Genomic DNA, 26,083 nt, shown 5'->3' with positions numbered 1-26,083 from the left:
CGTCGGACGTGCTCAAGCCGCGTCCGGCATGCGGTTCAGGAGCTTGTCGAGGGTGATCGGGTAGTCGCGGACCCGCACGCCGGTGGCGTTGTAGACAGCGTTCGCCACCGCAGCGCCGACCCCGCAGATTCCAAGTTCGCCGACGCCCTTGGCCTTCATCGGCGAGGACATCGGATCGACCTCGTCGAGGAAGAACACCTCCTGGTGCGGGATGTCGGCATGGACCGGCACCTCGTAGCCGGCGAGATCGTGGTTGACGAAGAAGCCGCGCTTGGTATCGACCGCGAGCTCCTCCATTAGGGCCGCGCCCACGCCCATGGTCATCCCGCCGATGACTTGGCTGCGGGCCGACTTCGGGTTGAGGATGCGTCCGCTGGCACAGACCGCCAGCATGCGGCGGACCCGGATCTCGGCCGTGGCCACGTCGACGCCGACCTCGACGAAGTGGCCGCCGAAGGTCGATTGCTGATGGGTCTTGTCGAGGTCGCCGAACTCGATGGCGTCCTCGGCCACGATGTCTCCGCCGGTAGCTGCCTGAGCGAGCGGAACGTTGCGATTGCCCGAGCGGACCTGCCCGTCCTCGAACACGGCATCGGCCGAGTTGAAGCCGAGCTTGCCGGCCACGGCCTCACGTAACTTCATACAGGCGGCGTATACACCCGACGTCGAGGAGTTGGCGCCGAACTGTCCGCCCGAGCCCGAGGAGACCGGGAAATCGGAGTCCCCGAGGCGCACGATGACCTTGTCGAGGGTGACCCCCATCATCTCGGCCGCCGTCTGGCCGATGATGGTGTAGCTGCCGTTGCCGATGTCGGTCATGTCGGTCTCGACGATCACCATGCCCTTGCCGTCGAGGCGGACGCGGGCGGCGGACTTCAGCACCATGTTGTTGCGGAAGGCCGAGGCCATCCCCATCCCGACGAGCCAGCGCCCGTCGCGGACCTGACCGGGCTTCCCCCTCTTGTCCCAGCCGAAGCGCTCGGCGCCCTGGCGCAGGCAATCGACGAGGCTGCGCTGGGAGAAGGCACGCTCGGGCTTCTCTGGGTCGACCTGGGTGTCGTTGATCTCGCGGAAGCGCACGGGGTCGAGCCCAAGCTTCTCCGCCATCTCGTCCATGGCGACTTCAAGCGCCATCAGGCCGGGGGCCTCGCCCGGGGCCCGCATCGCGTTGCCCTCAGGAAGGTCGAGCACCGCGAGCCTCAGGGCGGTCATCCGGTTCGGCGCGGCGTAGAGCAGGCGGGTCTGCAAGACCGCCGCCTCGGGACCGCCCTCGGGTAGGTCGCCCGACCAGCTCTCGTGGCCGATGGCGGTGATCTTGCCGTCCGGGGTCGCGCCGATGCGGATGCGCTGGAGCGTGGCGGGCCGGTGCGTGGTGTTGTTAAACATCTGCGGACGCGTCAGGGCGACCTTCACCGCCCGTCCGGCCGCACGGGCGCCCAGCGCCGCGAGGAGTGCCTCGGACCGCAGGAAGAGCTTGCCGCCGAAGCCGCCGCCGATGAACGGCGACACCAGCCGGACCTTCTCCTGCGGGACGTCCAGGGTCAGCGCGAGGTCACGCGTGCCCCAGGCGATCATCTGGTTCGAGGTCCAGACCGTGACCTTGTCCCCGTCCCAGGACGCGACGGAGGCATGGGGCTCCATCATCGCGTGGGCGTGGTCCGGCGTCTCGTAGCTCTCGTCGAGCTTGACCGGCGCCGAGGCGAACGCGCCGGCGAAGTCACCGACGGAGGAGGAGGATGGACTGCCCTGGACGTCGCCCGGGTCCTTCGCCCCGTCCTTCACCGAGGCGAGGTCGAAGGCGCCCTCGGTGGCGGTGTACTTGACCTTGACCAGCGCCGCGGCGGCGCGTGCCTGCTCGAAGGTCTCGGCGACCACCACGGCGACGGCCTGATGGTAATGCTCGATCTCTGGCCCGCCGAGGAGTTTTGCGGTGTTGAGCTTGCCCTTGCCGAGCTTGCCAGCGTTATCGGCGGTCACGATGGCGACGACGCCCGGGGCGGCCTTGGCCGCGCCCAGGTCCATCGAGGCGATCCGGCCCTTGGCGATAGTGGCGCCGACGACGACGCCGTAGGCGAGCTTGGCGTGCGGGTCGTGCCAGTCGTTGGCATAGGGGGCGGTGCCGGTGGTCTTGAACGGGCCGTCGATCCGGTCGGTGGCCTTCCCCACGACCTTGAGCCGGTCGATGGGGTTGGTGCCTGCGGGGGTGTCGAACTTCATGGATCAGGCCCTCGCCTCGGTCAGGACGGCACCGAGCGTGCGCTCGGCGAGCTTCAGCTTGTAGGCGTTGTCCTCGGTCGGCTTGGCCCCCGCGAAGACCTTGTCGGTCACCGCCTTGGCACCCCGCGGCAGGTCGGCCTCGGCAGCCTCGACGCGCCACGGGCGCGGCGCCACACCGCCGAACGCCACGTGCCCGGTCCCGTCCTTGCCGATCACGGCAGCGACGGAGACGAGGGCGTAGGCATAGGAGGCCCGGTCGCGGACCTTGCGGTAGATGTGCGTCCCGGCGACGGGCTTCGGCAGCGTCACGGCGGTGATCAGCTCGCCGGCCTTCAGCGTCGTGTCGAGTTCCGGCTTGTCGGCGGGCAGGCGATGGAAGTCCGCGACGGGGATCTTGCGGGTGGCACCCTTTGCGTCGACGGTCTCGACGGTGGCGTCGAGGACGCGCATGGCTACCGCCATGTCGCCCGGATAGGTCGCGATGCAGGCTTCGCTCGCACCGATCACGGCGAGCTGCCGGCTGACCCCGTCGATGGCCGAGCAACCGGACCCCGGCTGGCGTTTGTTGCAGGCCTGGGCGGTGTCGTAGAAGTACGGGCACCGGGTCCGCTGCAGCAGGTTGCCGGCGGTGGTCGCCTTGTTGCGGAGCTGTCCCGAAGCGCCCGCGAGCAGCGCCCGCGAGAGAACGCCGTAATCCTTTCGGACTCTGGCATCAGCGGCCAGATCCGTGTTCCGCACTAGGGCCCCGATCCGAAGCCCGCCCTCCGGCATCGGCTCGACCTTGTCCAGGCCGAGGCCATTGACGTCGACGAGGTGGGTCGGGGTCTCGATCTGCAGCTTCATCAAGTCGAGCAGGTTGGTGCCGCCGGCGATGAACTTGGCGTTCGGCGTGCGGGCGACGGCGGCGGCGGCCTCGGCGGGCGTGCCCGGGCGCTCGTACGTGAAGGATTTCATGCCTGCTTCCCCGCGACCTCGGTGATCGCCTCGACGATGTTGGAATAGGCGCCGCAACGGCAGATGTTGCCGCTCATGCGCTCGCGAATCTCGGCGTCGGTGACCTCGTAGGTCCCGTTGAGGTCGGCGCTGACGTGGCTTGGGATGCCGGACTTGATCTCGGCGATGACCGCGACGCTGGAGCAGATCTGGCCCGGGGTGCAGAAGCCGCACTGGTAGCTGTCGTGCTTCACGAAGGCGGCCTGCATCGGATGGAGGTCGCCCGGCTTGCCGAGCCCCTCGATGGTCATGACGCTGGCGTCCTGGTGCATGACCGCGAGGGTCAGGCAGGAATTGATGCGTCGACCGTCGACGATCATCGTGCAGGCGCCGCACTGACCGTGGTCGCAGCCCTTCTTGGCGCCGGTCAGGTGCAGGTGCTCTCGCACCGCGTCGAGCAGGCTGGTCCGGGTGTCGAGTTCGAGTTCGCGGCGCTCGCCGTTCACGGTGAAACCGACCTTGGCCCGGACCGGCTTTTCGGTTCCCGCGCGCGCGGCGCCAGCCGCAGATGGAACGGCGGCCAGGGCCGCCGTGGCTGATGCAGCCACCATCAAATCTCTCCGGTTCAAGTCGTAATCTCCAGGTCGTCCCATCTTGGTCTCCGAGCCTGCTGCAGGGGGGCGATGGCGCGACGGCCGCCCGTCGAGGGCGGGATGCCCGTGGAAACACACACACCTTGGATAGGCTCCAAGGTACGGCGTCACGTCTCGTTGATTAGTGCCTCCCAGTTACATAGGGTCATGAGCAACGCTTATGGATCGTCCGCGGCACGGTCCCGGACGATCTTGTCCACCCTGCGGAATGCGGTGAGGAACCGGCCTATGGCGCGCACGGACCTGACCGATCTGCTGTCCTTCGCGACGGTGTCGCAGGAGGGCAGCTTCACCCGCGCCGCGACGCGCCTGGGCGTCACGCAATCAGCCCTCAGCCACGCCCTGAAGGGCCTTGAGGCCCGGCTCGGCGTGCCTCTGCTGACCCGGTCCACCCGCGGCGCCGTGCCGACCGAGGCGGGGGAGCGCCTGCTGCGGATCGTGGGACCCCAGTTCGAACAGATCGATGTCGAGCTCGCCGCGCTCACCGAGCTCCGCGACAAGCCCGCCGGCACCGTCCGCATCACGGCGTCCGAGGACGCGGCGGCGACCGTCCTGTGGCCGGTCCTGGCGCGCCTGCTGCCGGACTACCCCGACATCAACGTCGAGATCGTGACCGAGCAGGCCCTGACCAACATCGTTGCCGAACGCTTCGACGCCGGCGTACGTATCGGCGAGCACGTCGAGAAGGACATGGTCGCTGTGCGCATAGGACCCGATATGCGCATGGCCGTGGTCGGGGCGCCGACCTACCTCAGGAAACGGGCGAAACCCAAGCACCCCGAGGACCTCACCGCCCACCGGTGCATCAACCTGCGCCGGCCGACCCGCGGCGGGTTCTACCCATGGGAGTTCGAACGGAAGGGACAGGCGCTGAATGTCCGCGTCGAGGGCCAACTCGTGTTCACCAGCCTACCCCTGATCCGGGAGGCGGCGCTCGCCGGACTCGGGTTGGCCTACCTGCCGGAGGACCACGTGGCGCAGGACGTGGCCGAGGGCAGGTTGGTGCGGGTGCTGAAGGACTGGTGCGAGCCCTTCCCGGGCTACCACCTGTACTATCCGAGCCGGCGCCAGCCCGCCCCGGCCTTCACGGTCCTGTTGGAGGCGCTCCGCCATCGCGGATGAGGGCGAGCCCTCCGCCTCAACGCGGGGAGAGGCGGAGCAGCCGGCCGTCCGCTGCGTCCGTGATCACCCACAGCGCGCCGTCCGGCCCCTGGGCGACATGACGGATGCGTTGATGCTGATCCTGGAGCAGGCGCTCCTCGCCGACGACCTTGTCGCCCTCGACGACGAGCCGGGCGAGGTGCTGGCCGGTCATCGCCGCCACGAATAGGTTGTTCCTCCATTCCGGGATCAGGTCGTCCGCGTAGAAGGTCATCCCGCCCGGACCGACCGCCGCCTCCCAGACGTAGCGCGGCTGGACCGTGTCGGGCATCTGGGTACGCCCGCCGTTGATCGGTGTGCGGTCGTAATTCGTGCCGTAGGCGACCAGCGGCCAACCGAAGTTCGCGCCGCGACCGACGTGGTTCACCTCGTCGCCGCCGTCCGGTCCGTGCTCCGCGTCCCATAGTTCGCCGTCCACCGGATTGATCGCCAGGCCCTGCGGGTTGCGATGGCCGTAGCTCCAGATCTCGGCCCGGGTGTGGTTCTCCGCATCCTGATCGCGGTCGAACGGGTTCCCGGGCGCCGGCTTGCCGTCGGTGTCGATGCGCAGCACCTTCCCGAGCCAGGAATAGGTCGACTGCGCCTCCGCCCGGGTAGGGAGGAAGAACCGTTCGCCCAGGGATACGAACAGGAAGCCCGCGCGGTCGAAGACGAGCCGCGAGCCGTAATGGGCGTGCTGGGCCACGGCGGGGTCGACCCGCAGCAGGACCGTCACGTCCTCCAGCCTGTACATCGGGGCCTGGTTGCCGCCCTTCGGCGGCTGGAGGCGGGCCTTCGCGACCACGACGCCGCTGTCGTGCTCGCCGCGGGGTTCGACGTAGGTGAAGTAGATCGTGCGGTTCCTGGCGAAGGCCGGGTCGGCGACGACATCGAGCAGGCCCGCGTCGCCCCCATAGACCACCGTCGGCACGCCGCTCACCCCCGCCACGGGCTTTTCGGTCGCCATGTCTAAGATGCGCATCGCCCCCGGCTTCTCGGATACGAGGAGCTTGCCGTCCCCAAGGAAGGCGAGGCCCCAGGGATGGTCGAGGTTCTCGGTTTTGACCTCGACCGAGATCGGCGTCCGCGTGACGACCGCGGGGGCCCGGACCTGTCCGTCGAAGGCCGGTTTCTGGTCGGGAGCCGTTGGAGCGTTGGTGCGGAGCGGCTGACCCGGGGTGACCGGCCCGTCGGGCGCGCGTCCACCCCTGTTCGGGAGGCCGACGCTATTGGACTGCTGGGCCGTGGCCGGTGCGGCGCACAGCAGGGACGTGGCGATGAGAATGCACGTACGGGTCTTGATCAACGAGGGCTCCGAGGTCGAATGGACGGATCGGTCGACCGCGCGCTGCGGCTTCCGTCTTGGTGCATGAAAGGACGAGGCATCAAAGGATCGTAAGGTGCCGGCGACGTGATTTCGGACCGGCCGGGGACCCACGGTGCATGGTCCGTGGGCTCCCCATCGGGGTCGACCGCGTCAGGCGACGGTCTGGCCGCCGTCGACCACCATGGCGTGGCCGATCACGAAGGCCGCCATGTCCGAGCAGAGGTAGAGCACCGCGGCCGCGATCTCCTCGGACTTGCCCATTCGCCCGACGGGCTCCTGCGCGATCACCCGTGCCAGGCCCTCCGGGGTGCCGCCGGTGAACCGCTGCATCATCGGGGTGTCGATGATGCCGGGGCAGACCGCATTGATGCGAATTCCATCCTTCGCATAGTCGAGGGCGGCGCTCTTGGTCATGCCGATCACGGCGTGCTTGGTCGCGGCATAGGCGGCCTGGCCAGCGATGCCCTTCACGCCCGCGCCGGAGGAGGTGTTAACGATGGCGCCGCCACCGTTCCTCAGCAGCAGCGGGACCTGATGCTTCAGGCAGAGGAACATCCCCCGCAGGTTGATCGCGACAAGGCGGTCGAAGTCCTCGTCCTCGATCTCGGACACCGGGGCCACCGGCTGCTCGATGCCGGCGTTGTTGAAGGCGAAGTCGAGCTTCCCGAAGGTCTGGATAGTCCGGTCGAGCGCGGCCTTCACGTCCTCGGACTTGCTCACGTCGCATCGCACCGCGAGCACGCGGCCACCGGCCTCCTCGATCAGGCGGGCGGTCTCAAAGTTGCCCTCCTCGGACACGTCGGCGACCGTCACGGCGGCGCCGGCCTTGGCGAACGCCAGGGCGGTGGCGCGCCCGATGCCGCTCGTCGCACCTGTCACGAAGGCGACCTTGCCGGTGAAGTCATGGGTCTGGGTCATCGGTATCTCCAAAAATCGGAATCTGCGGGATCACCGCGCGGCCTCGGGTGGCCCCACGGAAGGGTTCAGCGAGGCAGCGCGTAGGCCACTAGCTTGGTGCCGAGGCTGATGGTGAGCGGGGGCTTGCCGCCGGCCGCCACCACCACGAACTGGCGGCCGCTGACCGGGCTGCGGTAGGTCATCGGCGTGGCATTGCCGCCACCCGGAAGCCGGGCCTGCCAGAGCTCCCGCCCTGTCGCGGCATCGAGCGCCCGAAACGTGCGGTCCATGCTGGCGCCGACGAAGACGAGGCCGCCGCGCGTGGTAACCGCGCCGCCGGACACCGGCGTGCCAACCGTCAGCGGCAGCATCGACGGGATGTTGAACGGCCCGGTGTCACGGGCGGTCCCGAGGGGCTTGGACCAGAGCAGGCGCCCGCTCGACAGGTCGACGGCGGCGATCAGGCCCCAGGGCGGCGCGGTGCAGGGCACGCCGAGCGGTGACATGAACAGGCCGCCATACGCGCCGTAGGGCGTGTTCAGCATCGGCCGGTCGGCGTCGCCACCGGGGCTTTGCCCGTCCGACAGCTTCAGCTTGCGCTGGTTCGCCACCTCGCGGGTCACGAGCTCGACCCGGTCGGGGAACCGCATCCAGTTCGCGATCATGATGCCGCGATCGACATCGATGGAGGCGCTGCCCCAGTTGACGCCGCCGACCGAGCCCGGATCGATCAGGACGGGCTTGCCCAGCGTGATCGGGGTCAGGTGCCCCTCGTAGCGCGATTGCCGGAACAGGATGCGGCACAGCATCTGGTCGACGGGGGTCGCGCCCCACATGTCGGACTCCCGCAGGGTAGCGCCCCGGAAGGCCGGCAGGTCGAGGGAGGCGGGCTGGGTCGGCGACAAGCGCTCGCCCGGGCCGAGGTCTCCCTGCGGCGCCGGCACCTCGATGACCGGCTTGATCGGCTGCCCGGTCTCGCGGTCGAGCACGAAGATCTCGCCGCGCTTGGTCGGCTGGATAAGGGCGGGCCGCATTCCGGCCGCCGTGGGCATGTCGACCAGGGTCGGCTGCGAGGGGGTGTCGTAGTCCCAGATGTCGTGGTGGGTCGCCTGGAAGCGCCAACGCAGGCGGCCTGTCTCGGCGTCGAGGGCGATGACGGCGCTGGAGGCCTCCTCGTCGAAGGGCCGGCGCAGGCCGCCGAAGTTGTCCGGCGTGGCGTTGCCCATCGGCAGGTAGACGAGGCCGAGCGCCTCGTCGGCGCTGATCGGCGCCCAGCTGTTGGGCGAGGACGGCGTGTAGGTCTCGCCCGGCGGCGGTGCGCCGATGCGGTGGGGATGGCCGGGATCGAAGGCCCAGGACAGTTCGCCGGTCCGGGCGTCGAAAGCGCGGATCACGCCTGAGGGCCCGCCCCAGAACTGGCCGTCGGGGATGCCGCCGCCGACCACCGCCTTGCCGCGGATGATCTGCGGGGCCGAGCTCACGTAATACTGACCCGCGGGGTAGGTGCTGATCCCTTCGCGCAGGTCGACCCGTCCGCCCTTCCCGAAGTCGATACAAGGCTTGCCGGTGGCGGCATCGAGGGCGATCAACTCGGGGGCCTGGCTCGCCGCGATGATGCGGGTGGCGCACAGGCCCGTCGCGTCGGGCACGCGGTAATGCGCGACGCCCCGGCACGGCTTGCCCGAGGGCGGGGTGCCGTTCGACATGTCGTGGCGCCAGCGCTCGCGCCCGGTCTCGGCGTCGAGGGCCATGACGCGGTTGTGGCCGTCGCACAGGTAGAGGGCATCGCCGACCATGATCGGCGTCGCCTCCAGAGCGGTCGCCGGTCCGGGCGTGTCGGGACCGGTCTCGGCCTCCCACGCGACCTCCAGCTTGCCGACGTTCTGCGGGGTCAGGTCGGCAAGCGGGCTGAAGCGCGTGCCGCCCTGGTCGTTGCCGAAGCTCGGCCAGTCCTCGCCCGTGATGCGAGCCAGGGGTTGTGGCAAGGTACCGGGCGCGCGCTCGGCGACGCCGCGGCGCAGGATGGGCTCGGCCGGTGCCACCGGGTGCAAGGCACCGCCCGCGACCACGGCGAGGATCAGGGCCCCGGCGAAGGCCGGCCATCCCCATGCCCCGGTGAGCCTGCGGGGGCCGGCGATCCGGACGGGTGGCAACAGGAGCGCCAGTCCGAGGACGAAAGGCGCGAGCAGCCGTGGCAGGAGCTGCCAGGGGTCGAAGCCCACCTCCCAGACGGCCCAGGCGGTCGTCCACACCAGCATCGCGGCGAAGAGCGGTACGCCCATCGGATTGCGTCGCCAGACGAGGACGCCGCTCGCGAGGACAATGGCTCCAGTCAGCAGGTAGTACGGTGAGCCACCGTACCAAGCCAAGGCCGCGCCCCCGGCGCCGAGGGTGAGGCCGACGAGGACGAGAAGACCGGCGACCGCACGCCGCGTCCACACCGTCACGGGGCTGTCCCCGATTGCCGCGGCCCCGGACAGGGGCACCGGTTCGTTGGTTTTCATGATGGTGGGTTCCGTTGACGGAGCGGTGGCGGGCGTCATCGATGCGAGAAGAGCGGCAGCGCCTTCGCGAAGGCCCGGGCGTGGAAGATCGTGGAGCCCTGGCCGCCGGTGCCGTCGTTCGTGACGATGAGGAGCTCGTCGGTGCCGGGCCGCAGCGCCATGCTGGTGGAGCGCAGGTTGTGGCCGTCGTCGCGCCCCGGCAGCAGCACCTGCCCGATGGGAATGCCGTTGCGGTTGAACGCGAGGACGCGGCCCTGCCCGTAAAGGGCGACGTAGAGGTTGCCGTCGGAGTCCGTGCGCATCGAGTCGGGCGCCGGACCGGTGAAATGGTAGGCCACCGTGGTCCCGAGCGGCGTCGGCGTGGTCGCGTCCGCGAGGTCGACCCGGTGCAGCAGGTTGCGACCGAACTCGGTGACCCACAGGGTCTTGCCGTCCGGGCTCAACGCCACGCCGTTGGCCAGCGCGAGGTTCGGCAGGATCGGGGTGACGGTCTTGAGGTCCCGCGCCACGTAGTAGGCGCCCCCCTTCGGATCGGTGGAGGTGCCCCGGAAATCGGTGAAGTAGAAACCGCCCTCGGCATCGAAGACGAGGTCGTTGACCACGTATCCCGCCTCCGACGGGATGACGGTCCGCATGTCCGTGCCGTCCGGTCGGACCGAGACGATGGAGCCGCGCTTGAAGCCACCGGTGCCGGCGGCGAAGATGCGGCCGTCCCTGTGGATCGCGAGACCACCCAGGTTCAGGGCGTTCGCCGGAACGACCGTGGTCAGTCGCCTGTCCGGCGTCAGGCGCAGCACGCGGCCGGTGCCGGCATCGGTGAGCAGCAGGTCGCCGGCCCGGTCGAAGGACGGCCCCTCCAGGGGGATCCCTTCGTCGGAAACCTTGAACCAGGGCTGGGCGACCACGCTCTGCAAGTCCCGCTCGCCGGGCGGGATGGGCACCGGTCCGCGTGTCCGCGCATCGTAGGTCAGCTTGCCCGGCGCCTCGTCGGCCGATGGCGCTCCGACCGTGCCCGCGAGGCAGGCCGCAACGATGAGGGTGCGAGCCAGGGCCTGCCGTCCCGGCGTCCCGGCGGTCATCGGACGGCCTCGATGGTCACCTTGACCGGGCCGGCTTGCCGGAAGGCATCCGGGATGCGGCTCAGGCGGCCGAGGCGGACGAGCCCGCGCGAATATTCGAAATCCTCGTAGTAGATCGCGAGATTACCCCAGGGGGCATAGTAGGCGATGTCGCCGGGCTCCGGGTCGGCGCCCGACGGCTCGCCCTGGATGGACAAGCGCCTCGGCAGGTCGCCGATCTTCTCGGTGCCGTTGTGATCCTTCAGGGTCAGCGTGAGAGGCAGGAGCGCGCGGAAGGCGCGCGCGGCCTCGCCGGCTTCCAGGGTCACGGTGACGGTTTCGCCGGCGAGCCGGATGCGGATGCTTTCCGTCATGGGTGGCTTTCCGCTGGGAGATGATGAGGGCCGAGCGTCCGGGACGGGCTCGGCGCGAAGCACGGTTCCGCCGGAGAGGACGGCGGCCATTGCCACCGCCAGGAGCGTCGCGGCTCGGGTGGCGCGTTGCATGAAAAGGCCCGTCAATTCGAGGTGCGGCTGCCGTCGACCGGCCGTTGGCGCCAAGCGAGGGCCGCGACCAGGGCCGAGGCGCAGAGCGCAGCGGCGCTGACCGCGAAGGTGGCGCGGTAGCCGCTCGCGTCGTAGGCGAGGCCGCCAAGGGTGGCCCCGAGGGCGATGGCGAGTTGCACCACGGCGACCAGCAGCCCACCACCGGCCTCGGCCTCGTCAGGCAGCGCCCGGCTCAGCCAGGTCCACCATGCCACGGGTGCCGCCGTGGCCACCAAGCCCCATCCGGCGAGCAGGGCCGCCGACGCCACCGATGATCCGCCGACCACCGTCAGAGCGACGGCAATGGCCGCCATCACGAGAGGCATGGCGATGAGCAAGCTGAAGAGGCGTGTCTTGAGCAGGAACCCGATCAGGTAGCTTCCGACGAGACCCGCCGCGCCGGTGCCGAACAGGATCAGTGACAGCGTGGCCACATCCACGCGCGGCACCGTCTCCAGGAACGGGCGCAGGTAGGTGTAGAGGGCGAACTGCCCGAGGAAGAACAGCGAGACCGAGAGCATGCCCAGGGGCACCTGGCGCCGCCGCAGCACCCGGAACACCGTGCCGGAATTGGCCCTCCGGTCGGACGGCATTGCGGGCAGGCTCATGAAGAGCCAGGCCAGCGTCACGGCCCCCAGTGGGACGACGCAGAAGAAGGCGCCACGCCAGCCGATATAGGCCCCGAGGAAGCTGCCGAGGGGGGCGGCAACCGTGGTCGCCAGGGCGTTGCCGCCGTTGAGAAGGCCAAGGGCGCGCGGGAGCTCAGACTCCGGCACGAGACGCATGACCGTCGCGGTCGACATCGACCAGAAGCCGCCGATGACGACGCCGACGAGGGCGCGCCCGGCCATGAAGATCGCGGTGTTCGGCGCGAAGGCCACCATCAAGCCCGAGGCGATCATCAGGACGGTGAGCACGAGCAGGACGGTGCGGCGGTCGATCCCTCGCGTCGCCGTCGAGATGACGAGACTGGTGAGGACCGCGAACAGGCCCGAGACGGCAATGGCCTGGCCGGCATGCCCCTCAGTCATGTGCAGGTCGGCCGCGAGCGGCGTCAGCAGGCTAACCGGCATGAACTCGGAGGCGATCAGCGTCGCGACGCAGAGGGTCATGGCGAACACCGCGCCCCATCCGCGGGCCGGCGTCTCGCGAGCGAAGGCGGCATCGTTCGCGCAGGCTTGGTTCGGGTTCATGGGCACGCCGCCCCTTCCTGGGTGTTCGAGTTCGAGGGCGCGTCTCAGGCGCCGTACTGGCCGTCAGTGACCTTCTCCATCCAGTCGGCGGGGCTGCCGTTCAGCGCCTCTTGGATGGCCATGTGGCTCATGGCGGTGGTCGGGCCGGCGCCGTGCCAGTGCCTCTCGCCGGGCGGGAACCAGACGACGTCCCCGGGGTGGATCTCCTCGATGGGACCGCCCTCGCGCTGGACCCGGCCGCAACCCGCGGTGACGACCAGGGTCTGGCCGAGCGGATGGGTGTGCCAGGCCGTGCGGGCGCCGGGCTCGAACGTGACGAGGGCGCCGCTGGTGCGGGCCGGCTCGGTCGCGCCGAAGAGCGGGTCGATGCGGACCGTGCCGGTGAACCACTCGTCCGGGTCCTTGCCGGAGGGCTGCGAGCCCGCGCGTTTGATGTCCATGGCCATGCTCCGTCGTGATCGATGGGGCCGGGCGCGCGAAGGCCCCCGGCGATGCTGGATCGCAAACTAGCGTTTGGGTGCGAACCCGATTAGGTGCTCAAATGAACATGGGGTCATGAGCAGGGCTTATGGATGCTGCGTGAGAGCCTGAACGACCTGAGTGCCTTCGTCGCCGTGGCGCGGGCGGGCAGCTTCACGAAGGCCGCCGCGCAGCTCGGGGTATCGCAGCCGGCGCTGAGCCAGACGGTCCGGGCCCTTGAGGCGCGCTTGGGTATTCGGCTCCTCGCGCGCACCACCCGGAGCGTGTCGGCGACCGAGGCTGGGGAGCGGCTTCTCAAGGCCGTGGGGCCGCGCTTCGACGAGATCGAGGCCGGCCTCGTCGACCTTGCCGAGATACGCGGCAGGCCGGCCGGGACCATTCGGATCACCGCGGACGAGCATGCGGCGCGAACGGTCCTCTGGCCCGCCCTGCGACGCGTCCTGCCCGGGAACCCGGACATCAAGGTCGAGACCATCGTCGATTACGGCCTGACCGACATCGTCGCTGAGGGCATCGACGCCGGCATCCGGCTGGGGGGGACGGTGGCAAAGGACATGGCCGCGGTGCGGATCGCGCCCGACATGCGCATGGCCGCCGTGGCGGCTCCCTCCTACCTCGCGGGCCGTCCGGGTCCCCAGCGGCCGGAGGACCTCACCGACCATTCCTGCATCAATTTGCGTCTGCCGACGCTCGGGGGACTTTACGCCTGGGAGTTCGAGAAGGGCGGGCGGGACGTCCGCGTCTGGGTCGAGGGGCAACTCGTCTTCAACACGGTCACCCTGATCCTGGAGGCGGCGCTCGACGGGTTCGGGATCGCCTACCTGCCGCAGGACCAGGTGCAGGCCGGCCTGGACGACGGTCGGCTCACTCGGGTGCTGGATGACTGGTGCCCGCCATTCTCAGGCTATCACCTGTACTATCCGACCCTGTGCCGGCCTTCGCCGGCGTTCGTCGTGCTGGTCGAGGCGCTGCGCTACCGGGGATGAGGTCGCCGTAGGGCCGCTCACGTTCCCGTAGCGACGAGATGGTCTCGCAGCGCTAGGCCGTGCCTGTCCCGAAGCGCCGCCATCGCCTCGTCGGCAGCTCTTTGCCCGCTGTCGTGAGCCCCGTGGGCGGTTGTGAAGTCGAAGGGGTGCGTCGCCTCGCCGGCGAAGAAGAGGCGGTCCTCGTAGGACCGGGCCAGCTGGGCCCGTGCACCGGATCGCCCCGGCAGGGCGCAGCTATACGCGCCGCCGATGGAAGCCATACGGCTCCAGCACGTCGCCGCGAGCGGTCGGATCGCCGACGCCACGTCGCTGCCAAACAGGCTGGCCAACTCGGCCGACACGTAGGCGAAGCCGGCGGCCGGACCTTCCTCCTCCACAATGCGGGCGCCTTCTCCGCCAAGGAACGCCTCGATCACCGGCCAGCCGTTGGGTCGGATGGAGTAGGCGGCGGCCCTTGGGTCCTGCAGGTCGCCGTAGGCATGCGAGTCCGGCTCGAACGCGGCCTCGCGCCCGATCTCCAGGAAGACCTTCTCGTTGCGACCAAGCGGCAGGGCGGCGGCCGCCTCGCGCCACGGGTCGACCCCGGAGGGAAGGCGGATCGCGTCGCCGGCCAGGACCGCGGTCGAGACGGTGAGGATGGCGGCCCCGGCGCGGACGATGCCGGCGCGGGTGGTGACGACGACGCCGTCCGCCGTCAAATCGATCCGCTCGGCGGGGGTGGCGAGGCGCAGCGTCGTCGAGGACGGCAGGCTGGCGGCGACCAGCGTGCCGTAGCCGAGCGGCAGGTGCCAGTTCCGGCCGGTCGAGGCATCGTCGTAGGCCAGGTAGTCGGCTGCGGAGATCTGCTCGGGCGCGACGCCGCTCATGAAGCCGGCGATAGCCCGCACGTAGGCGTTCCAGGTGCCGCCGGGCTCAAGCGCGTCGCTCGCCCGGTCGCTGCCCGCCGCGGCCGAACGGAGCCGCTCCTCCCAGTCGCCGAACGCCTGTTGCGCCGCCTCTTGGGCGTCCTGGTCCTGGGTGATGCCGGGGTGGGCCTTCGTCCAAGGTGGCTCGCTGCGGTCGACCGGGAAGCCCGACGTTTCGGCGATGCCGACCCAGGCATTGCGGTCGCCCGAATGGAGCCATTCGCACCCGAGGTCGAGCGGGTACCCGTCGATTTCCTGCGTGTGCGCGCGACCGCCAAGGCGCGACGACGCCTCAAGCAGCAGAGCTGATGACCCGTGGGCCGCAAGCTGCCGGGCGGCACCGATGCCGGCGGCGCCTCCCCCTATGATGATGACGTCGAACGCGCTGCCCATGGGATAAAGGTGAGGTCGGCCAACACAGCTTCCAAGGTTCGTAAGCGCTATGTCCGGGCCTTTTCCCGACCCGGCGCGATGCGGGCGGGTTTCGAGCTCTATCGCGCCTTCCCGGTGGATGTGGAACGCAACAGGGACGACCTCAAGCGGGACGGAAAGCTGACGATGCCGGTACTTGCACTCCCCGGAGCGGCCAGCGCGTTCGCACCAATCACCGAAGGAATGATGCGCGAGGTGGCGAAGGATGTGACCTTCCGGCCCATCAAACGGGCAACCATTGGGTGCCGGAGGAGAACGCCAAGGCGCTCGTCAGCGCCATCACCGATTTCATGTAGGAAGGCTTATGTCCGCTTACGGGCGACGGAAGCGTCCGGCCGAACGACCATGTTGGGTCGCGAGCAGCATGTCTGTTCTTCGATGCTATGCCTGAGAGATGGACTTCGATCCCAGACGAAAGAGCGCATACTGAGTTGACCGGTCAGCGCAATCCGCCGTGATCAGTGAGTATCCGTTTTGGCTTTGGAATCTCCGGTGAGGTGTCGTTCCCGTTGTGCGCCTCCGTGTACCGCGCGAAGATTTGGTGAAGCGATTCTCGCTCCCGCGCCGGGGAGAACAGGTGCGCACGCATTCCGCCGTGTTCAAGCAAAACTTGAAGAAATGCAGGCTCCTCCTCGGCGCGCAGCAGCATTGCGGCCAGGGCCGCGTCGTCGCCAGTGGGGAAATAGCCCGGATAGTCCGGCCCGAGCAGGCCGCGGGTTCCGGATATGTCGGAGGCGATCACCGGCAGGCTGGACACTACGGCCTCGGAGATCACGTTGGCGCCGCCCTCCTGCAGCGAGCTCAGGACCATGAGCCGGCCGCGGGTCAACCAGCGCCGAGTCAGGGAGCCGGGTCGGTCGCCAAGCCAGGCGTAGCGCGGATTGTCCGCCATCTCGGCCTCCGCCCGGCTCGCCCAGGCCGCATCGTGCGCGCCTCCGAGATGGACGATGCGGATGCGAGACCGGGCGGGAAGGCGCCGGGCCGCCCGGGCGGCGCAGAACGGGTCCTTCTCAGCGCGCAGGTGTCCGACGACGAGGACCTCGAAAGCCTCGTCTGAGGCAGGCCAGCGCTCTCGGTGCGCCAGTGCGGACTGGAGCACAATGTCGACCTTGTGGCGGTATCGCTCGGGCAGGGCGGTAGGAACGAGGTCGTGCAGGCCAATTAGGCGGTCGGCCAGATCGAGTGAGCGTAGGGTCAGCTCGGGGTCCGCGTCGAGGTAGTGGTAGATGTCTGTTCCCGTCAGCGCGACAATCACCGGCCGATCGGGATGGCGCGCCTTGAAGCGCGCGATGGACGCGGCGCTGCGCCAGGCATGCAGCGCCACCATCAGGTCGACGTCCGGGTCGGCCTCGTACGTCGTCGCCACGTCGACTTGGTGTCCGAGATCGCCGAGGATGCGCGCCCAGCGCATCGCCGTCGTCCGGTTGCCGGCACGGGACGTCTTCGCCGCCGGCGTGATGAGGCTGATCTTCATGGATTCGACAGGATTCCGGGACGTTTGATGAGCGCACAAGTTACGGCCGCCGGTCTCGTGGCGATGCTGGAGGATGCCCGGTCGAGAACGCTTGAACTCGTGGCGGGTCTCGACCGTGACCGTCTCATGGGGCCGCGGCTCGATATCGTGAACCCCCTCCTGTGGGAAATCGGGCATCTCGCCTGGTTTCACGAACAGTTCATCCTGCGCGGCCTCGACGGGCATCCACCGCTGAACGCGGAAGCCGATGCGCTCTACGATTCCGCGCGGGTGCCCCATGGGACGCGCTGGTCAATCCCGCTAATGCCGCTGCCCGAGACGCTGGGCTACATGATGCAGGTCCAGGAAGCGCTGGTGCGCCGGCTCGACGGACGCGCGCCCACGCCCGAGGAGGCCGAGCTCTATCAACTCGTGACCTTCCACGAGGACATGCACGACGAGGCCTTCACCTACACACGCCAGACCCTCGGTTACCCGGCGCCGATCTTCGCCGCGTCAGCCTCGGTAGAGCACACTGGCTCCGGCTCCTGGCCCGGCGACGTCACCGTCGGTGGAGGCACCTGGCGGCTCGGATCCGAGCCCGGGGGCGGCTTCGTTTTCGATAACGAGAAATGGGCGCATCCGGTCGCCGTGGCGCCGTTTCGCATCGCCCGCGCTCCGGTGACGAACGCAGAATTCTCATCCTTCGTGGCGGATGGCGGCTACCATGAGGACGCCCATTGGGACGTGGAGGGCGTGCGCTGGCGCGACGACTACGGAGCCGCGCATCCGGTCTACTGGACGCGGGACGGCGCGAGGGATTGGATGATCCGACGCTTCGACCGCGAGGAGCCCCTCGCCCCCGACGAGCCGGTCGTTCACGTCAACTGGCACGAGGCCAACGCCTATTGCCGTTGGGCGGGGCGACGCCTGCCAACGGAGGCGGAGTGGGAAGCCGCCGCCGCCGGAGCACCGGCCAGCGACGGGACGCTCGGAGCGGGAAAGCGTGCTTATCCCTGGGGCGAGGCGGCACCGGCACCGGACCTCGCCAATCTCGACGGCGGTCATCTCGGCTGCGTCGATGTCGCCGCATATCCCGCGGGCGACAGCGCCTGGGGCTGCCGGCAGATGCTCGGCAACGTCTGGGAATGGACGGCGAGCCCGTTCCTGCCCTTCCCTGGCTTCGCGCCGGACGCCTACAAAGAGTATTCCGAGCCCGCCTTCGGCACCCGCAAGGTCCTGCGCGGCGGCGCCTGGGTCACGCGCTCGCGCATGGTCGACACCGCCTATCGCAACTTTTTCGGCCCTGAGCGTCGCGACGTGATCGCGGGCTTTCGAACGGTGGCACTCTAGCGTGCGGCGAACCACGCGTTCGCGACGGCCGCGACGAGGCGGAGCGCCGCCGTTGCACCGTTGGCCTCGCCCTTCTCGAAATCGCCGGCTTGACCCATCTGATTGGTAACGTGGGCGAAGCACAGCACCGCTCGTCCACGAGCCTGCGCGAAGGCGTAGAGCGCCGCGGCCTCCATCTCGACGGCAAGAATGCCCCGCTCGCGGGCCGCTGCGATGGCTGCCTGCGTCTCCCGGTAAGGTGCATCAGTCGTCCAGGTCGTGCCGCGTTCCACCGGCTCGCCGACGTCCGTCAGGGCCGGGGCCAGCGTTGCGACGAGTTCAGCGGGTGGCTGTGCGAACTCGGAGGCCGGGAGGTAATGGTAGCTCGTGCCCTCGTCACGCAGGGCCGCTTCAATAAGAATGAAGTAGGGTGGTGACCGCAACGGCGTGATCTGGCCGGATGAGGTGATGCTGATCAGGAGCTCGCATCCTGCGGCGAACATCTGCTCGGCCACCAGCACCGCGTAGGGTGCACCGACCGCACAGCCGATGATGCCGAATTCGCGTCCATCAGCCACGAAGCGGTGCAACTCGCTGTGATAGCAGGCCCAGTCCGGGTCGCGCTGCGCACCTCCCGTGGCCTGTAGGTGGCGGACGATGTCACCGTCCGGGTCGAGCACGCAGAGGGCGGGCACCCGGCCTTCCCCGAGACCACGCTGGCGCCTGGCCTCGCGCAGCAGGCTCTCGGGCGTGAACTCCGAGGCCGCCCCGTGCGCCTTGTCGCGCAGGATCGGGGCGGATTTGACGTCGCTCGGAGGTACCGCCACGCCTCAGGCCTCGACCCGGATCCCAGCGGGCCCGGCTTCGAACCGTCCGACGATCGCGGCATGCGCGAAGCCCGCGGCCCGGACCTGGGCGAGGATCATCTCCGCCCGTGCGGGCGTGCAGGTCACGAGCAGACCACCGGACGTCTGCGGGTCGGTCAGGATGTGGCGGCGCCAGTCCGGCAGATCCTCGGGCAGGGTGACGTGGTCGCCGAAGCTCGCCCAGTTGCGATGCGAGGCGCCGGTGACGAACCCGTCCCGCGCCAGCGCTTCGGCGCGGGGCAGGAGCGGGATCGCGCCGCCCTCGATGACGAAGGTCAGGCCGGCACCGCGCGCGAGTTCGAGCCCGTGGCCGAGGAGGCCGAAGCCGGTGATGTCGGTGATTGCGTGCACGTCCGCGTCACCCGCCAGATCCGCCCCGACCTTATTCAGCCGTGTCGTGGTGGCGACGAAGTCGGCGTAGCCGGAATCGTCTAGGGCCTCGCGCTTAATCGCAGCGGAATAGATGCCAACGCCGAGGGGCTTCGTCAGAATGGCGACGTCCCCGGCCTTCGCGTCCGCGTTGCGCCGGATGCGGGCGCGGTCGGCGAGGCCAATCACCGCCAAGCCGTAGATCGGCTCCGGCGTGTCGATCGAATGGCCACCCGCGATAGGAATGCCCGCCTCGGCGCAGGTCGCGGCGCCGCCCTTCAGGATCTTGGCGACAATCTCGGGCGCGATCTTGCCCACCGGCATGCCCAGGATGGCGAGCGCCAGAATCGGCTTGCCGCCCATGGCGTAGACGTCGGAGATCGCGTTGGTGGCGGCGATCCGGCCGAAATCGTGTGGATCGTCCACCATCGGCGTGAAGAAGTCCGTGGTGGCGATAAGGCAGGTCCCGTCATCGAGAGCCCAGACGGCTGCATCATCGGCGGTCTCGTTGCCGACGAGCAGGCGCTCGAACGGGCCGGCCACCGGCTGGTCGGCGAGGAGCGTGCGAAGCACTTCGGGGTCGAGCTTGCATCCGCATCCTCCGCCGTGAGCGAGGCTGGTGAGGCGAACCGGAGGCATGTCCATGGCTGAATCCTGTGGCAGCGGGCTTTTGACACTTGATGGTCTGGGGTGTCCTAACAGACAAGAGCGGGCCTACCAGACAAGAGAAGGCATCCGGTACAGGCGGCCCAAGCAGTCCGGCGGGCGCGACTGTGCTTCGGCGCGGTCGATGTGAAGTGCGCTGAGCCCGGCTTGCAGCGCACCGACTACGTCGATGGCCCAGGTGTCGCCGATGCCGAGCACCCGCTCGGGTACGACCGGCCGCTCTCGAAGATCGGCAGCCCGCTCCAAAGCCTGTTGGTAGATCAGAGCGCCGGGCTTGCCCGTCTCGATGACGGTGCCGCCGAGGGTGCGGTAGCGCTCCGCCACGAGGCCGGCAAAGCGCAGATGCGTCGTACCCACCATCAGGCTCGTGTCCGGGTTGGTACAGAGCAGGAGATGACCGAGGCGGAGCGCGCGGGCCAGGACCACGTCGAGATCGTCGTCTCGATCTGGATAGCCGGTGCACACGATCAGGTCGGCGGCCTCGACCCTGGTCAGGGTAACGCCGGTGCCGTCGAATAGGACGCGGTCGCGCGCCGGGCCGATGTGGTGGACCCGCTCCGATGCCTGCTCGTCCAGGAGGATGCGGGCAATGTCGGCAGCGGTGACGAGCGCGTCGTATTCGGGAGCCACGCCGCGTGACCGAAGCGTCTCGGCGAGCCGGGGGCCCGGTTCGGCGGAATTCGAGACGAGCACCACGGTCCCGCCGCCCGCACGGAAAGTCCGGAGCGCGGCGACGGCGGCGGGACGGATCTCGGTTGCATCGTGAAGCACGCCGAACACGTCACACAGCACGACCGCGTAGAGACCCTCGATCCGGCCCAGGCCCACGATGGTTTCGACCGCGTCAGCCACGCGCTTGAACGATCGTGGTGCAGGCGCTCTCGAGTTTCGGGAGTTCGCGGGCAGGCGCCATGCTGATCGCGAGCGGCTGGGATTCGCCGCGCACGATTGGGCAATAGGGGTCGACCTGATCGAGGCGCTCCATAAGGCGGCGGCGCCCGGCGCAGCCGCCGTGGCAGGAATCTTCGTGTGCGCAGCCCCGGCAAGGCTCGGGTAGGGCGCGGGCGGCCGCGAAGGGGGCCGTCTCGACGATGCCGCTGCCCGTCTCGCGCAGTGTTTCGAGGCTCTGGCCGGTGCCGCCCCAATACACGCAGGGCTGCACCGTGGCCCGCGGAGTCACCCGGACGGTGCCGACGCCACAGCCGCCCTTGCGCGCCGGCAGGCCGGCCATCGCCCGGACCAGGGGTTCGCCAATGGCGATAACGTCGGTCTCGGAGAACAGCCGCGCGAACCCGCTCCAGTATTCCTCGTAGGTGAGTGCGAAGGCGTCGGTGCGCACCGCTTGGTAGACGTTGATGCGCAGGGGCGCATCGAAGCCCCGGGCGATCGCGGCGATCTCATGCAAGCGATCGAAGTTGGTGCGCATCATCACCGCGATGAAGGTGACGCCGACGCCGAGCGCCCGACAGCGCGCGGCCTGCGCCATCACGAGGTCCCAGTTACCCGCACCGCGCTGCGCGTCCTGCTCCTCGCGGGTGGGATAGTCGATCGAGAACTCGACATCGGCGAAGGCCCGTACCGCGTCGTCGTTGATGACCGCGATCGAGTGCCCGTTCGAGGTGATCGTGAGCTTGATCGGCTCAGCCCGCAGTAAGTCGAGGAGCAGCCCGAACTGGGGATGCATCCCGTTCTCGCCGGTGCCGAGATTGACCGACCGAACCGGCAGGCTGTCGAGCACGGCGCGGACCTGATCGGGACCGAGCCGGTCTAGCCGGTCCGGATCGCGATAACAGAAGCTGCAGGCGAGGTTACATTCGTTGGTTAGTCCGATCCCGAGGGAGAAGGATGGGGCCGGGCCGGCTTGGAGCGCCGGCGGGAAGGCGGGCGTCGAGGACATCGGAGCCATGAATATTCTCCTGTCTAATCCTGACCGGCGATCCGGGATGACCGGTGTCGTGCCGCGGGACGTTACGGTACCCTTCGCACGGAGGAGCGTCCCGGTGACATCACATCTTCAGCAAGATCAGCAGCCCGCGCGCTGGAGCCCGTTCGCCGAGGCCTACGAGGCCGCATTTGAGCCCCTCACCAACGCCTTCGCCGACGCCGCCCTAAAGGCCCTCGACCTCGCGCCCGGCGGACTCTGCCTCGATGTCGGCGCCGGAACCGGCGGCGCCGCCCTGATGGCGGCGTCCCGCGGCGCGCGCGTCATCGCCATCGACGCGGCCGAGGGCATGGTCGCGCGCATCCGGGCGCGGGCCCGGGACGGCGCAAAGCCGGTGCGGGCGGCCGCGATGGACGCGCAGGCCCTTGCGCTGGCCGATGGCGCCTGTGACGCGGCCCTGTCAGTCTTCGGGATCATCCTCTGCCCCGATCCGGTTCGCGCCCTCCGCGAAATGGGCCGCGTGGTGCGCCCGGGTGGCCCGCTCGCGGTGGTGACCTGGACCGAGCCGCAGAACTACGAACTGGTGAGCCGGCTGATCGCGGCGGTGACGGCGGTTCGCGGCACCCAGGCGCCGCCCGCGGAGGGCCCGGCCCAGTTGCGCTTCCGCGAAGAGGCAACCCTTCGGGCCCTCTTCGGTGCGGCGGAGGTGCCCCTCGATCGCATCGTTCGCATCGAGGCGGATCTGCGTGCCAGGTCCGCAGCGTGGCTCGCAGAGCACCTCGCCTTCGCCCCCGGCCTCGCCGCGATGCTCGATGCGCAGGGCCGCGACCGGGAAGTGGTGCTAGCTCGCTTCGCGGAGGATCTGCGGCGGGACCAGGGCGACGGGCCGGTCGCCCTTCGGGCCGTGGCCTTCCTAGCCCTCGGCCGGGCGCCGGATCAGTACCGGACACCGGGCCTGTAACCCGGCGACCGCTCGGCGCGAAGAGATTCATCAACAGGGTTCGTCGGGCTTCGTACCGTCGCGCCCGCAATAGCCGTCAATTGATTGGACATCGGTGCCCGCGTGGCATCGTACAATGCCGCATGAGAGTCGGGGGACGGTCGATGCTGAGACGGACGTTGAGCGGGTCGCTGCTACTGGGCCTGGGATACCTGCTCGTGTCCGGCACGGCAGGAGCGCAGGAGCGCGCCAAGCCGGCCTTCATCTTCACCGGCATTCCCGACCAGGACGAGAGCCGCCTCGTCGAGCGCTTCGGCAAGGTCGCGACCTATCTCGAGGGCAAGCTCGGCGTGCCCGTGACCTACATCCCCGTGAAGAACTATCCGGCGGCGGTGACGGCCTTCACCAACGGCCAGGTCCAGCTCGCCTGGTTCGGCGGCTTCACCGGGGTGCAGGCCCGCAAGGCTTCGCCCGGGGCGCAAGCCATCGCGCAGGGCGCCGAGGACGCCGCCTTCAAGACCTACCTCATCGCCAACACCAAGACCGGCCTGACGAAGTCGGCGGATTTCCCGAGGGAGATCGCGGGCAAGACCTTCACCTTCGGTTCTCGGGCCTCGACCTCGGGCCGGCTGATGCCGGAATACTTCATCCGCCAGGCGTTCCCCGGCAAGACGCCCGAGGAGGTGTTCCCCCGTGTTGGTTTCTCCGGCGACCACAGCCGCACGATCCAACTCGTCCAGTCTGGCGCCTTCGAGGTCGGCGCAGTCGATTACTCGGTCTGGGACCTCGACACGAAGGCCGGCAGGGTCGACCCGAAGGAGGTCAGCATAATCTGGGAGAGCCCGCCCTTTCCCGACTACCAGTGGACCGTGCGCGGCGACGTCGACGCGATCTACGGCGCCGGCTTCACAGACAAGCTTAAGGCGGCCCTGATCGGCATCACCGATCCGGCCATCCTCGCCCCCTTCGCGCGATCCAAGTTCATCCCCGTGACCAATGCCGCCTACGAGCCGGTGGAGCGCGTGGCGAAATCCACGGGCCTGCTGGACTGAGCCGAGAGCGCGCCGCCGTGTCCCTCACCGAGCCCGAAGCGGAGATCGTGCTCTCGGGTGCCCGGGCGGCCTATGATGGCAGGCCGGTGCTGCACGGCGTGGACCTGACCATCCGCTCAGGCGAGCGGGTCGCACTGATGGGGCGCTCCGGCGCCGGCAAGTCCACCCTCCTCGGCCTGATCCACGCCCAGGCGCGCGCCCGCGTCGCCCTGATCCCGCAGGCGGCGGCGCTAGTCCGAACGCTGTCGGTCTTCCACAACGTCTACATGGGCCGGCTCGATCGGCGCTCGACCCTGCACAACCTGCGCACCCTGGCCTTCCCGGGCCGCGCCGACCTTGCTGAAATCCGCGCGGTGCTGGGCGAGGTCGGGCTCGCGGACGAGCTTCGGGCCAAGGCCGGCGCTTTGTCGGGCGGCCAGCAGCAGCGCGTCTCGGTAGCGCGCGCGCTCTATAACGGGCGCCCGATCCTGATCGGCGACGAACCCGTCTCGGCCCTCGACCGTCTTCAGGGCGGCCTCGTCCTCGAGCGGCTCGCCGCGCGCCACCGCACCCTGGTGCTGGCGCTTCACGACATCGCTCTGGCGCTCGCGCATACGGACCGGATCGTGGTCCTCGATGCCGGGCGGATCGTGCTCGATGCACCCGCCCGCCACCTCGACGAATCGGCCCTCGTGCCGTTCTACGGGCAGGCCGCGTGAACGCCCTTCGGTCGATCCCCGGCTGGGGCTACGCGGCGGTGACCCGCTGGTTCGTCGGAGGCGCGGTGGCGGCGCTGCTCGCCGCCGATCTCGCCGTTACCAGCCTCCACCCCTGGGCCGATCTCCAGCGCCTGCTTGGCGGCCTGATTCATCCCGACCTCCGCTCTGTCGAAGTTTGGAGCGTCGTCTACACCATCGCATTCGCCATCCTGGGGGTGACGCTGGGGGCTGGTGCCGGCTTCGTCCTGGCGATTCCCTTCGCGCGGTTCCGCAGCGTGCGCCTGCTCTGCGCGGGTTTGCGCTCGGTGCACGAACTGTTCTGGGCCCTGCTGCTCATGCAGGTGTTCGGCCTCTCGGCCACCACCGGCATCCTCGCCATCGCGCTGCCCTATGCGGGCATCTGCGCCAAGGTCTATTCCGAGATCATCGAGGAGGCGGACCTCTCGGCCCTGCGGGTGCTGCCCGAGGGAACCGGGGCGCTCTCCGCCTTCGCCTATGGCCGCCTGCCGGACGTTGCGGTGGCCTTCCGGCACTACACGCTATACCGCTTCGAATGCGCCATGCGCTCGACCCTGGTGCTCGGCTTCATCGGCCTTCCGACAATGGGCTTTTACCTCGAATCCGCCTTTCGCCAGGGCCGCTACGCCGAGGCCGGGGCCCTGCTCCTCGTTTTCTATGCCCTGATCGGCTCGCGCCGCCTCTGGATGCGGCTCTCGACTCTGCCCGTCCTTCTTGTCGCCAGCGTCCTTGCGCTTCCGAAGACCATCGGCACGACGAACTGGCTCGCCAGCCTCGGACGGTTCGTGAGCCACGACATTGTCCCGAGCCCGCTTCGCTCCGGCGCCCTCCTCGATCCCGAGACCTGGGCACGGATGGGAGCCTGGTTTCGGCCCATCCTCACGCAGCAGATCCTGCCCGGCGCGTTCCAGACCCTGGTCCTCGCGCAGGTGGCGCTGGTGGCCACTGCCATCGGTGCGCTGCTCCTGTTCCCCCTGGTCTCGCGCCGGTTCGCCGGGTCGATCGGCCAGCCCTTCGGGCGCGTCCTCTTGGTAGTCGTTCGCTCGACGCCGGAATACATGCTGGCCTACGTACTGCTCCAGTTGCTCGGCCCGTCGATGCTGCCGGCGATCCTGGCGCTGACGATCCACAATGCCGGCATCGTCGGCTACCTGATGGGCCGTCACGCCGACGGCCTGCCCTACCGGGTGGACGCGCCGTCCGGCCTGGATCTCTACGCCTACGAGACGGTGCCCCGGCTCTACGGGCAGTTCCTGGCCTACCTGCTCTACCGGTGGGAGCTGATCCTGCGCGAGAGCGCGATCTTCGGCATCCTCGGGGTGGCGACGCTCGGCTTCTATGTCGACGCCGCGATATCCGAGTTGCGCCTCGACGTCGCCGTGATGCTGATCGTCGCCACCGCCCTGCTGACGGCCGTGGTGGATGCCCTATCCCGGGCGCTGCGCCGGTCCTTGCGCCTCGCCGAACTGCCAACCCGCCTCTCGGAGCCCGTGAATGGTGCTTCGGCCGGACCGCTCCGTCCGGTCTGCTCCTGACG

23 protein-coding genes are annotated in these 26,083 nt (G+C 69.3%); 7 read left to right on the top strand and 16 right to left on the bottom strand.

What is annotated here, in order from left to right; genetic code table 11:
* Positions 1-12 precede the first annotated feature (12 nt).
* From paoC to paoA, 3 genes are read right to left on the bottom strand one after another with little or no spacing between them, the layout of a single operon-like run.
* Positions 13-2,217, bottom strand: a complete 2,205-nt coding sequence (gene paoC, locus ACV7NL_RS20340) for an aldehyde oxidoreductase molybdenum-binding subunit PaoC (RefSeq protein WP_463356698.1) — start codon at positions 2,215-2,217, stop codon at positions 13-15.
* A gap of 3 nt (positions 2,218-2,220) precedes the next feature.
* Complete coding sequence (locus ACV7NL_RS20335; protein WP_463356697.1) at positions 2,221-3,171, bottom strand: FAD binding domain-containing protein; 951 nt, start codon at positions 3,169-3,171, stop codon at positions 2,221-2,223.
* Positions 3,168-3,761: an aldehyde dehydrogenase iron-sulfur subunit PaoA gene (gene paoA, locus ACV7NL_RS20330; protein WP_463356696.1), complete on the bottom strand. Its 594-nt coding sequence runs from the start codon at positions 3,759-3,761 to the stop codon at positions 3,168-3,170. Before paoA ends, ACV7NL_RS20335 begins: the two co-directional genes overlap by 4 nt.
* Before the next feature lie 270 nt (positions 3,762-4,031).
* On the opposite strand from paoA, the gene ACV7NL_RS20325 reads away from it, so the two are divergent.
* Positions 4,032-4,925 carry a LysR family transcriptional regulator gene (locus ACV7NL_RS20325; protein ID WP_463356695.1) on the top strand — a complete coding sequence of 298 codons (894 nt, stop codon included), beginning with the start codon at positions 4,032-4,034 and terminating at the stop codon, positions 4,923-4,925.
* Between the two features lie 16 nt (positions 4,926-4,941).
* Here ACV7NL_RS20325 and ACV7NL_RS20320 read toward each other — a convergent pair whose 3' ends face one another.
* The 7 genes from ACV7NL_RS20320 to ACV7NL_RS20290 form a co-directional block, all read right to left on the bottom strand.
* Entirely contained in the window at positions 4,942-6,249 is a 1,308-nt protein-coding gene (locus tag ACV7NL_RS20320; RefSeq protein WP_463356694.1) for a PQQ-dependent sugar dehydrogenase, read from the bottom strand.
* 171 nt (positions 6,250-6,420) lie between these two features.
* On the bottom strand, positions 6,421-7,188 hold the full coding sequence (locus tag ACV7NL_RS20315; protein WP_463356693.1) for an SDR family oxidoreductase: 768 nt from the start codon (positions 7,186-7,188) through the stop codon (positions 6,421-6,423).
* Positions 7,189-7,253: 65 nt separating this feature from the next.
* Positions 7,254-9,671, bottom strand: a complete 2,418-nt coding sequence (locus ACV7NL_RS20310) for a membrane-bound PQQ-dependent dehydrogenase, glucose/quinate/shikimate family (RefSeq protein ID WP_463356692.1) — start codon at positions 9,669-9,671, stop codon at positions 7,254-7,256.
* A 35-nt stretch (positions 9,672-9,706) separates the two neighbouring features.
* Complete coding sequence (locus ACV7NL_RS20305) at positions 9,707-10,750, bottom strand: SMP-30/gluconolactonase/LRE family protein (protein WP_463356691.1); 1,044 nt, start codon at positions 10,748-10,750, stop codon at positions 9,707-9,709.
* On the bottom strand, positions 10,747-11,103 hold the full coding sequence (locus ACV7NL_RS20300; RefSeq protein ID WP_056455071.1) for a cyclophilin-like fold protein: 357 nt from the start codon (positions 11,101-11,103) through the stop codon (positions 10,747-10,749). The genes ACV7NL_RS20305 and ACV7NL_RS20300 overlap by 4 nt, the downstream gene beginning before the upstream one ends.
* A 143-nt stretch (positions 11,104-11,246) precedes the next feature.
* Positions 11,247-12,467: an MFS transporter gene (locus tag ACV7NL_RS20295; protein WP_463356690.1), complete on the bottom strand. Its 1,221-nt coding sequence runs from the start codon at positions 12,465-12,467 to the stop codon at positions 11,247-11,249.
* 44 nt (positions 12,468-12,511) lie between these two features.
* Positions 12,512-12,907, bottom strand: coding sequence for a (R)-mandelonitrile lyase (locus tag ACV7NL_RS20290; protein WP_463356689.1), 396 nt, complete (start codon positions 12,905-12,907; stop codon positions 12,512-12,514).
* 132 nt (positions 12,908-13,039) lie between these two features.
* Here ACV7NL_RS20290 and ACV7NL_RS20285 point away from each other — a divergent pair, with 132 nt between their 5' ends.
* On the top strand, positions 13,040-13,933 hold the full coding sequence (locus tag ACV7NL_RS20285) for a LysR family transcriptional regulator (protein ID WP_056433050.1): 894 nt from the start codon (positions 13,040-13,042) through the stop codon (positions 13,931-13,933).
* A gap of 17 nt (positions 13,934-13,950) precedes the next feature.
* On the opposite strand, the gene ACV7NL_RS20280 is transcribed toward ACV7NL_RS20285, so the two are convergent.
* Together ACV7NL_RS20280 and senB are read right to left on the bottom strand one after the other, a co-directional pair.
* Complete coding sequence (locus ACV7NL_RS20280) at positions 13,951-15,231, bottom strand: flavin monoamine oxidase family protein (protein WP_463356688.1); 1,281 nt, start codon at positions 15,229-15,231, stop codon at positions 13,951-13,953.
* 478 nt (positions 15,232-15,709) lie between these two features.
* On the bottom strand, positions 15,710-16,744 hold the full coding sequence (gene senB / locus ACV7NL_RS20275; RefSeq protein ID WP_463356687.1) for a selenoneine biosynthesis selenosugar synthase SenB: 1,035 nt from the start codon (positions 16,742-16,744) through the stop codon (positions 15,710-15,712).
* Between the two features lie 27 nt (positions 16,745-16,771).
* Here senB and senA point away from each other — a divergent pair, with 27 nt between their 5' ends.
* Positions 16,772-18,076 carry a selenoneine synthase SenA gene (senA, locus tag ACV7NL_RS20270; protein WP_463356686.1) on the top strand — a complete coding sequence of 435 codons (1,305 nt, stop codon included), beginning with the start codon at positions 16,772-16,774 and terminating at the stop codon, positions 18,074-18,076.
* On the opposite strand, the gene ACV7NL_RS20265 is transcribed toward senA, so the two are convergent.
* The 4 genes from ACV7NL_RS20265 to ACV7NL_RS20250 all read right to left on the bottom strand — a co-directional run bounded on the left by ACV7NL_RS20265 (position 18,073) and on the right by ACV7NL_RS20250 (position 21,862).
* Positions 18,073-18,882 carry a nucleoside phosphorylase gene (locus tag ACV7NL_RS20265; RefSeq protein ID WP_463356685.1) on the bottom strand — a complete coding sequence of 270 codons (810 nt, stop codon included), beginning with the start codon at positions 18,880-18,882 and terminating at the stop codon, positions 18,073-18,075. The genes senA and ACV7NL_RS20265 overlap by 4 nt on opposite strands.
* Positions 18,883-18,885: 3 nt before the next feature.
* Positions 18,886-19,935 (bottom strand): selenide, water dikinase SelD, encoded by a 1,050-nt coding sequence (gene selD / locus ACV7NL_RS20260; protein WP_463356684.1) that lies wholly within the window; start codon positions 19,933-19,935, stop codon positions 18,886-18,888.
* Between the two features lie 69 nt (positions 19,936-20,004).
* Positions 20,005-20,808, bottom strand: a complete 804-nt coding sequence (locus tag ACV7NL_RS20255; protein ID WP_463356683.1) for an HAD family hydrolase — start codon at positions 20,806-20,808, stop codon at positions 20,005-20,007.
* Positions 20,801-21,862 (bottom strand): radical SAM protein, encoded by a 1,062-nt coding sequence (locus ACV7NL_RS20250; protein ID WP_463356682.1) that lies wholly within the window; start codon positions 21,860-21,862, stop codon positions 20,801-20,803. Before ACV7NL_RS20250 ends, ACV7NL_RS20255 begins: the two co-directional genes overlap by 8 nt.
* A 94-nt stretch (positions 21,863-21,956) precedes the next feature.
* Between ACV7NL_RS20250 and ACV7NL_RS20245 the strand changes: the two genes are divergently transcribed.
* From ACV7NL_RS20245 to ACV7NL_RS20230, 4 genes are all read left to right on the top strand, one after another.
* Entirely contained in the window at positions 21,957-22,799 is an 843-nt protein-coding gene (locus tag ACV7NL_RS20245) for a class I SAM-dependent methyltransferase (RefSeq protein ID WP_463356681.1), read from the top strand.
* A 143-nt stretch (positions 22,800-22,942) separates the two neighbouring features.
* Positions 22,943-23,830 (top strand): putative selenate ABC transporter substrate-binding protein, encoded by an 888-nt coding sequence (locus ACV7NL_RS20240; protein WP_463356680.1) that lies wholly within the window; start codon positions 22,943-22,945, stop codon positions 23,828-23,830.
* Between the two features lie 17 nt (positions 23,831-23,847).
* Complete coding sequence (locus tag ACV7NL_RS20235; RefSeq protein ID WP_055950203.1) at positions 23,848-24,528, top strand: ATP-binding cassette domain-containing protein; 681 nt, start codon at positions 23,848-23,850, stop codon at positions 24,526-24,528.
* Positions 24,525-26,081 (top strand): PhnE/PtxC family ABC transporter permease, encoded by a 1,557-nt coding sequence (locus tag ACV7NL_RS20230; protein WP_447703195.1) that lies wholly within the window; start codon positions 24,525-24,527, stop codon positions 26,079-26,081. The genes ACV7NL_RS20235 and ACV7NL_RS20230 overlap by 4 nt, the downstream gene beginning before the upstream one ends.
* The last annotated feature ends 2 nt before the right edge of the window (positions 26,082-26,083 follow it).

The sequence above is a fragment of the Methylobacterium sp. Ger2507 genome (assembly GCF_055231875.1).
Note: the sequence above shows the minus strand (reverse complement) of the source record. Positions and strands in the feature narration are given on the sequence as shown.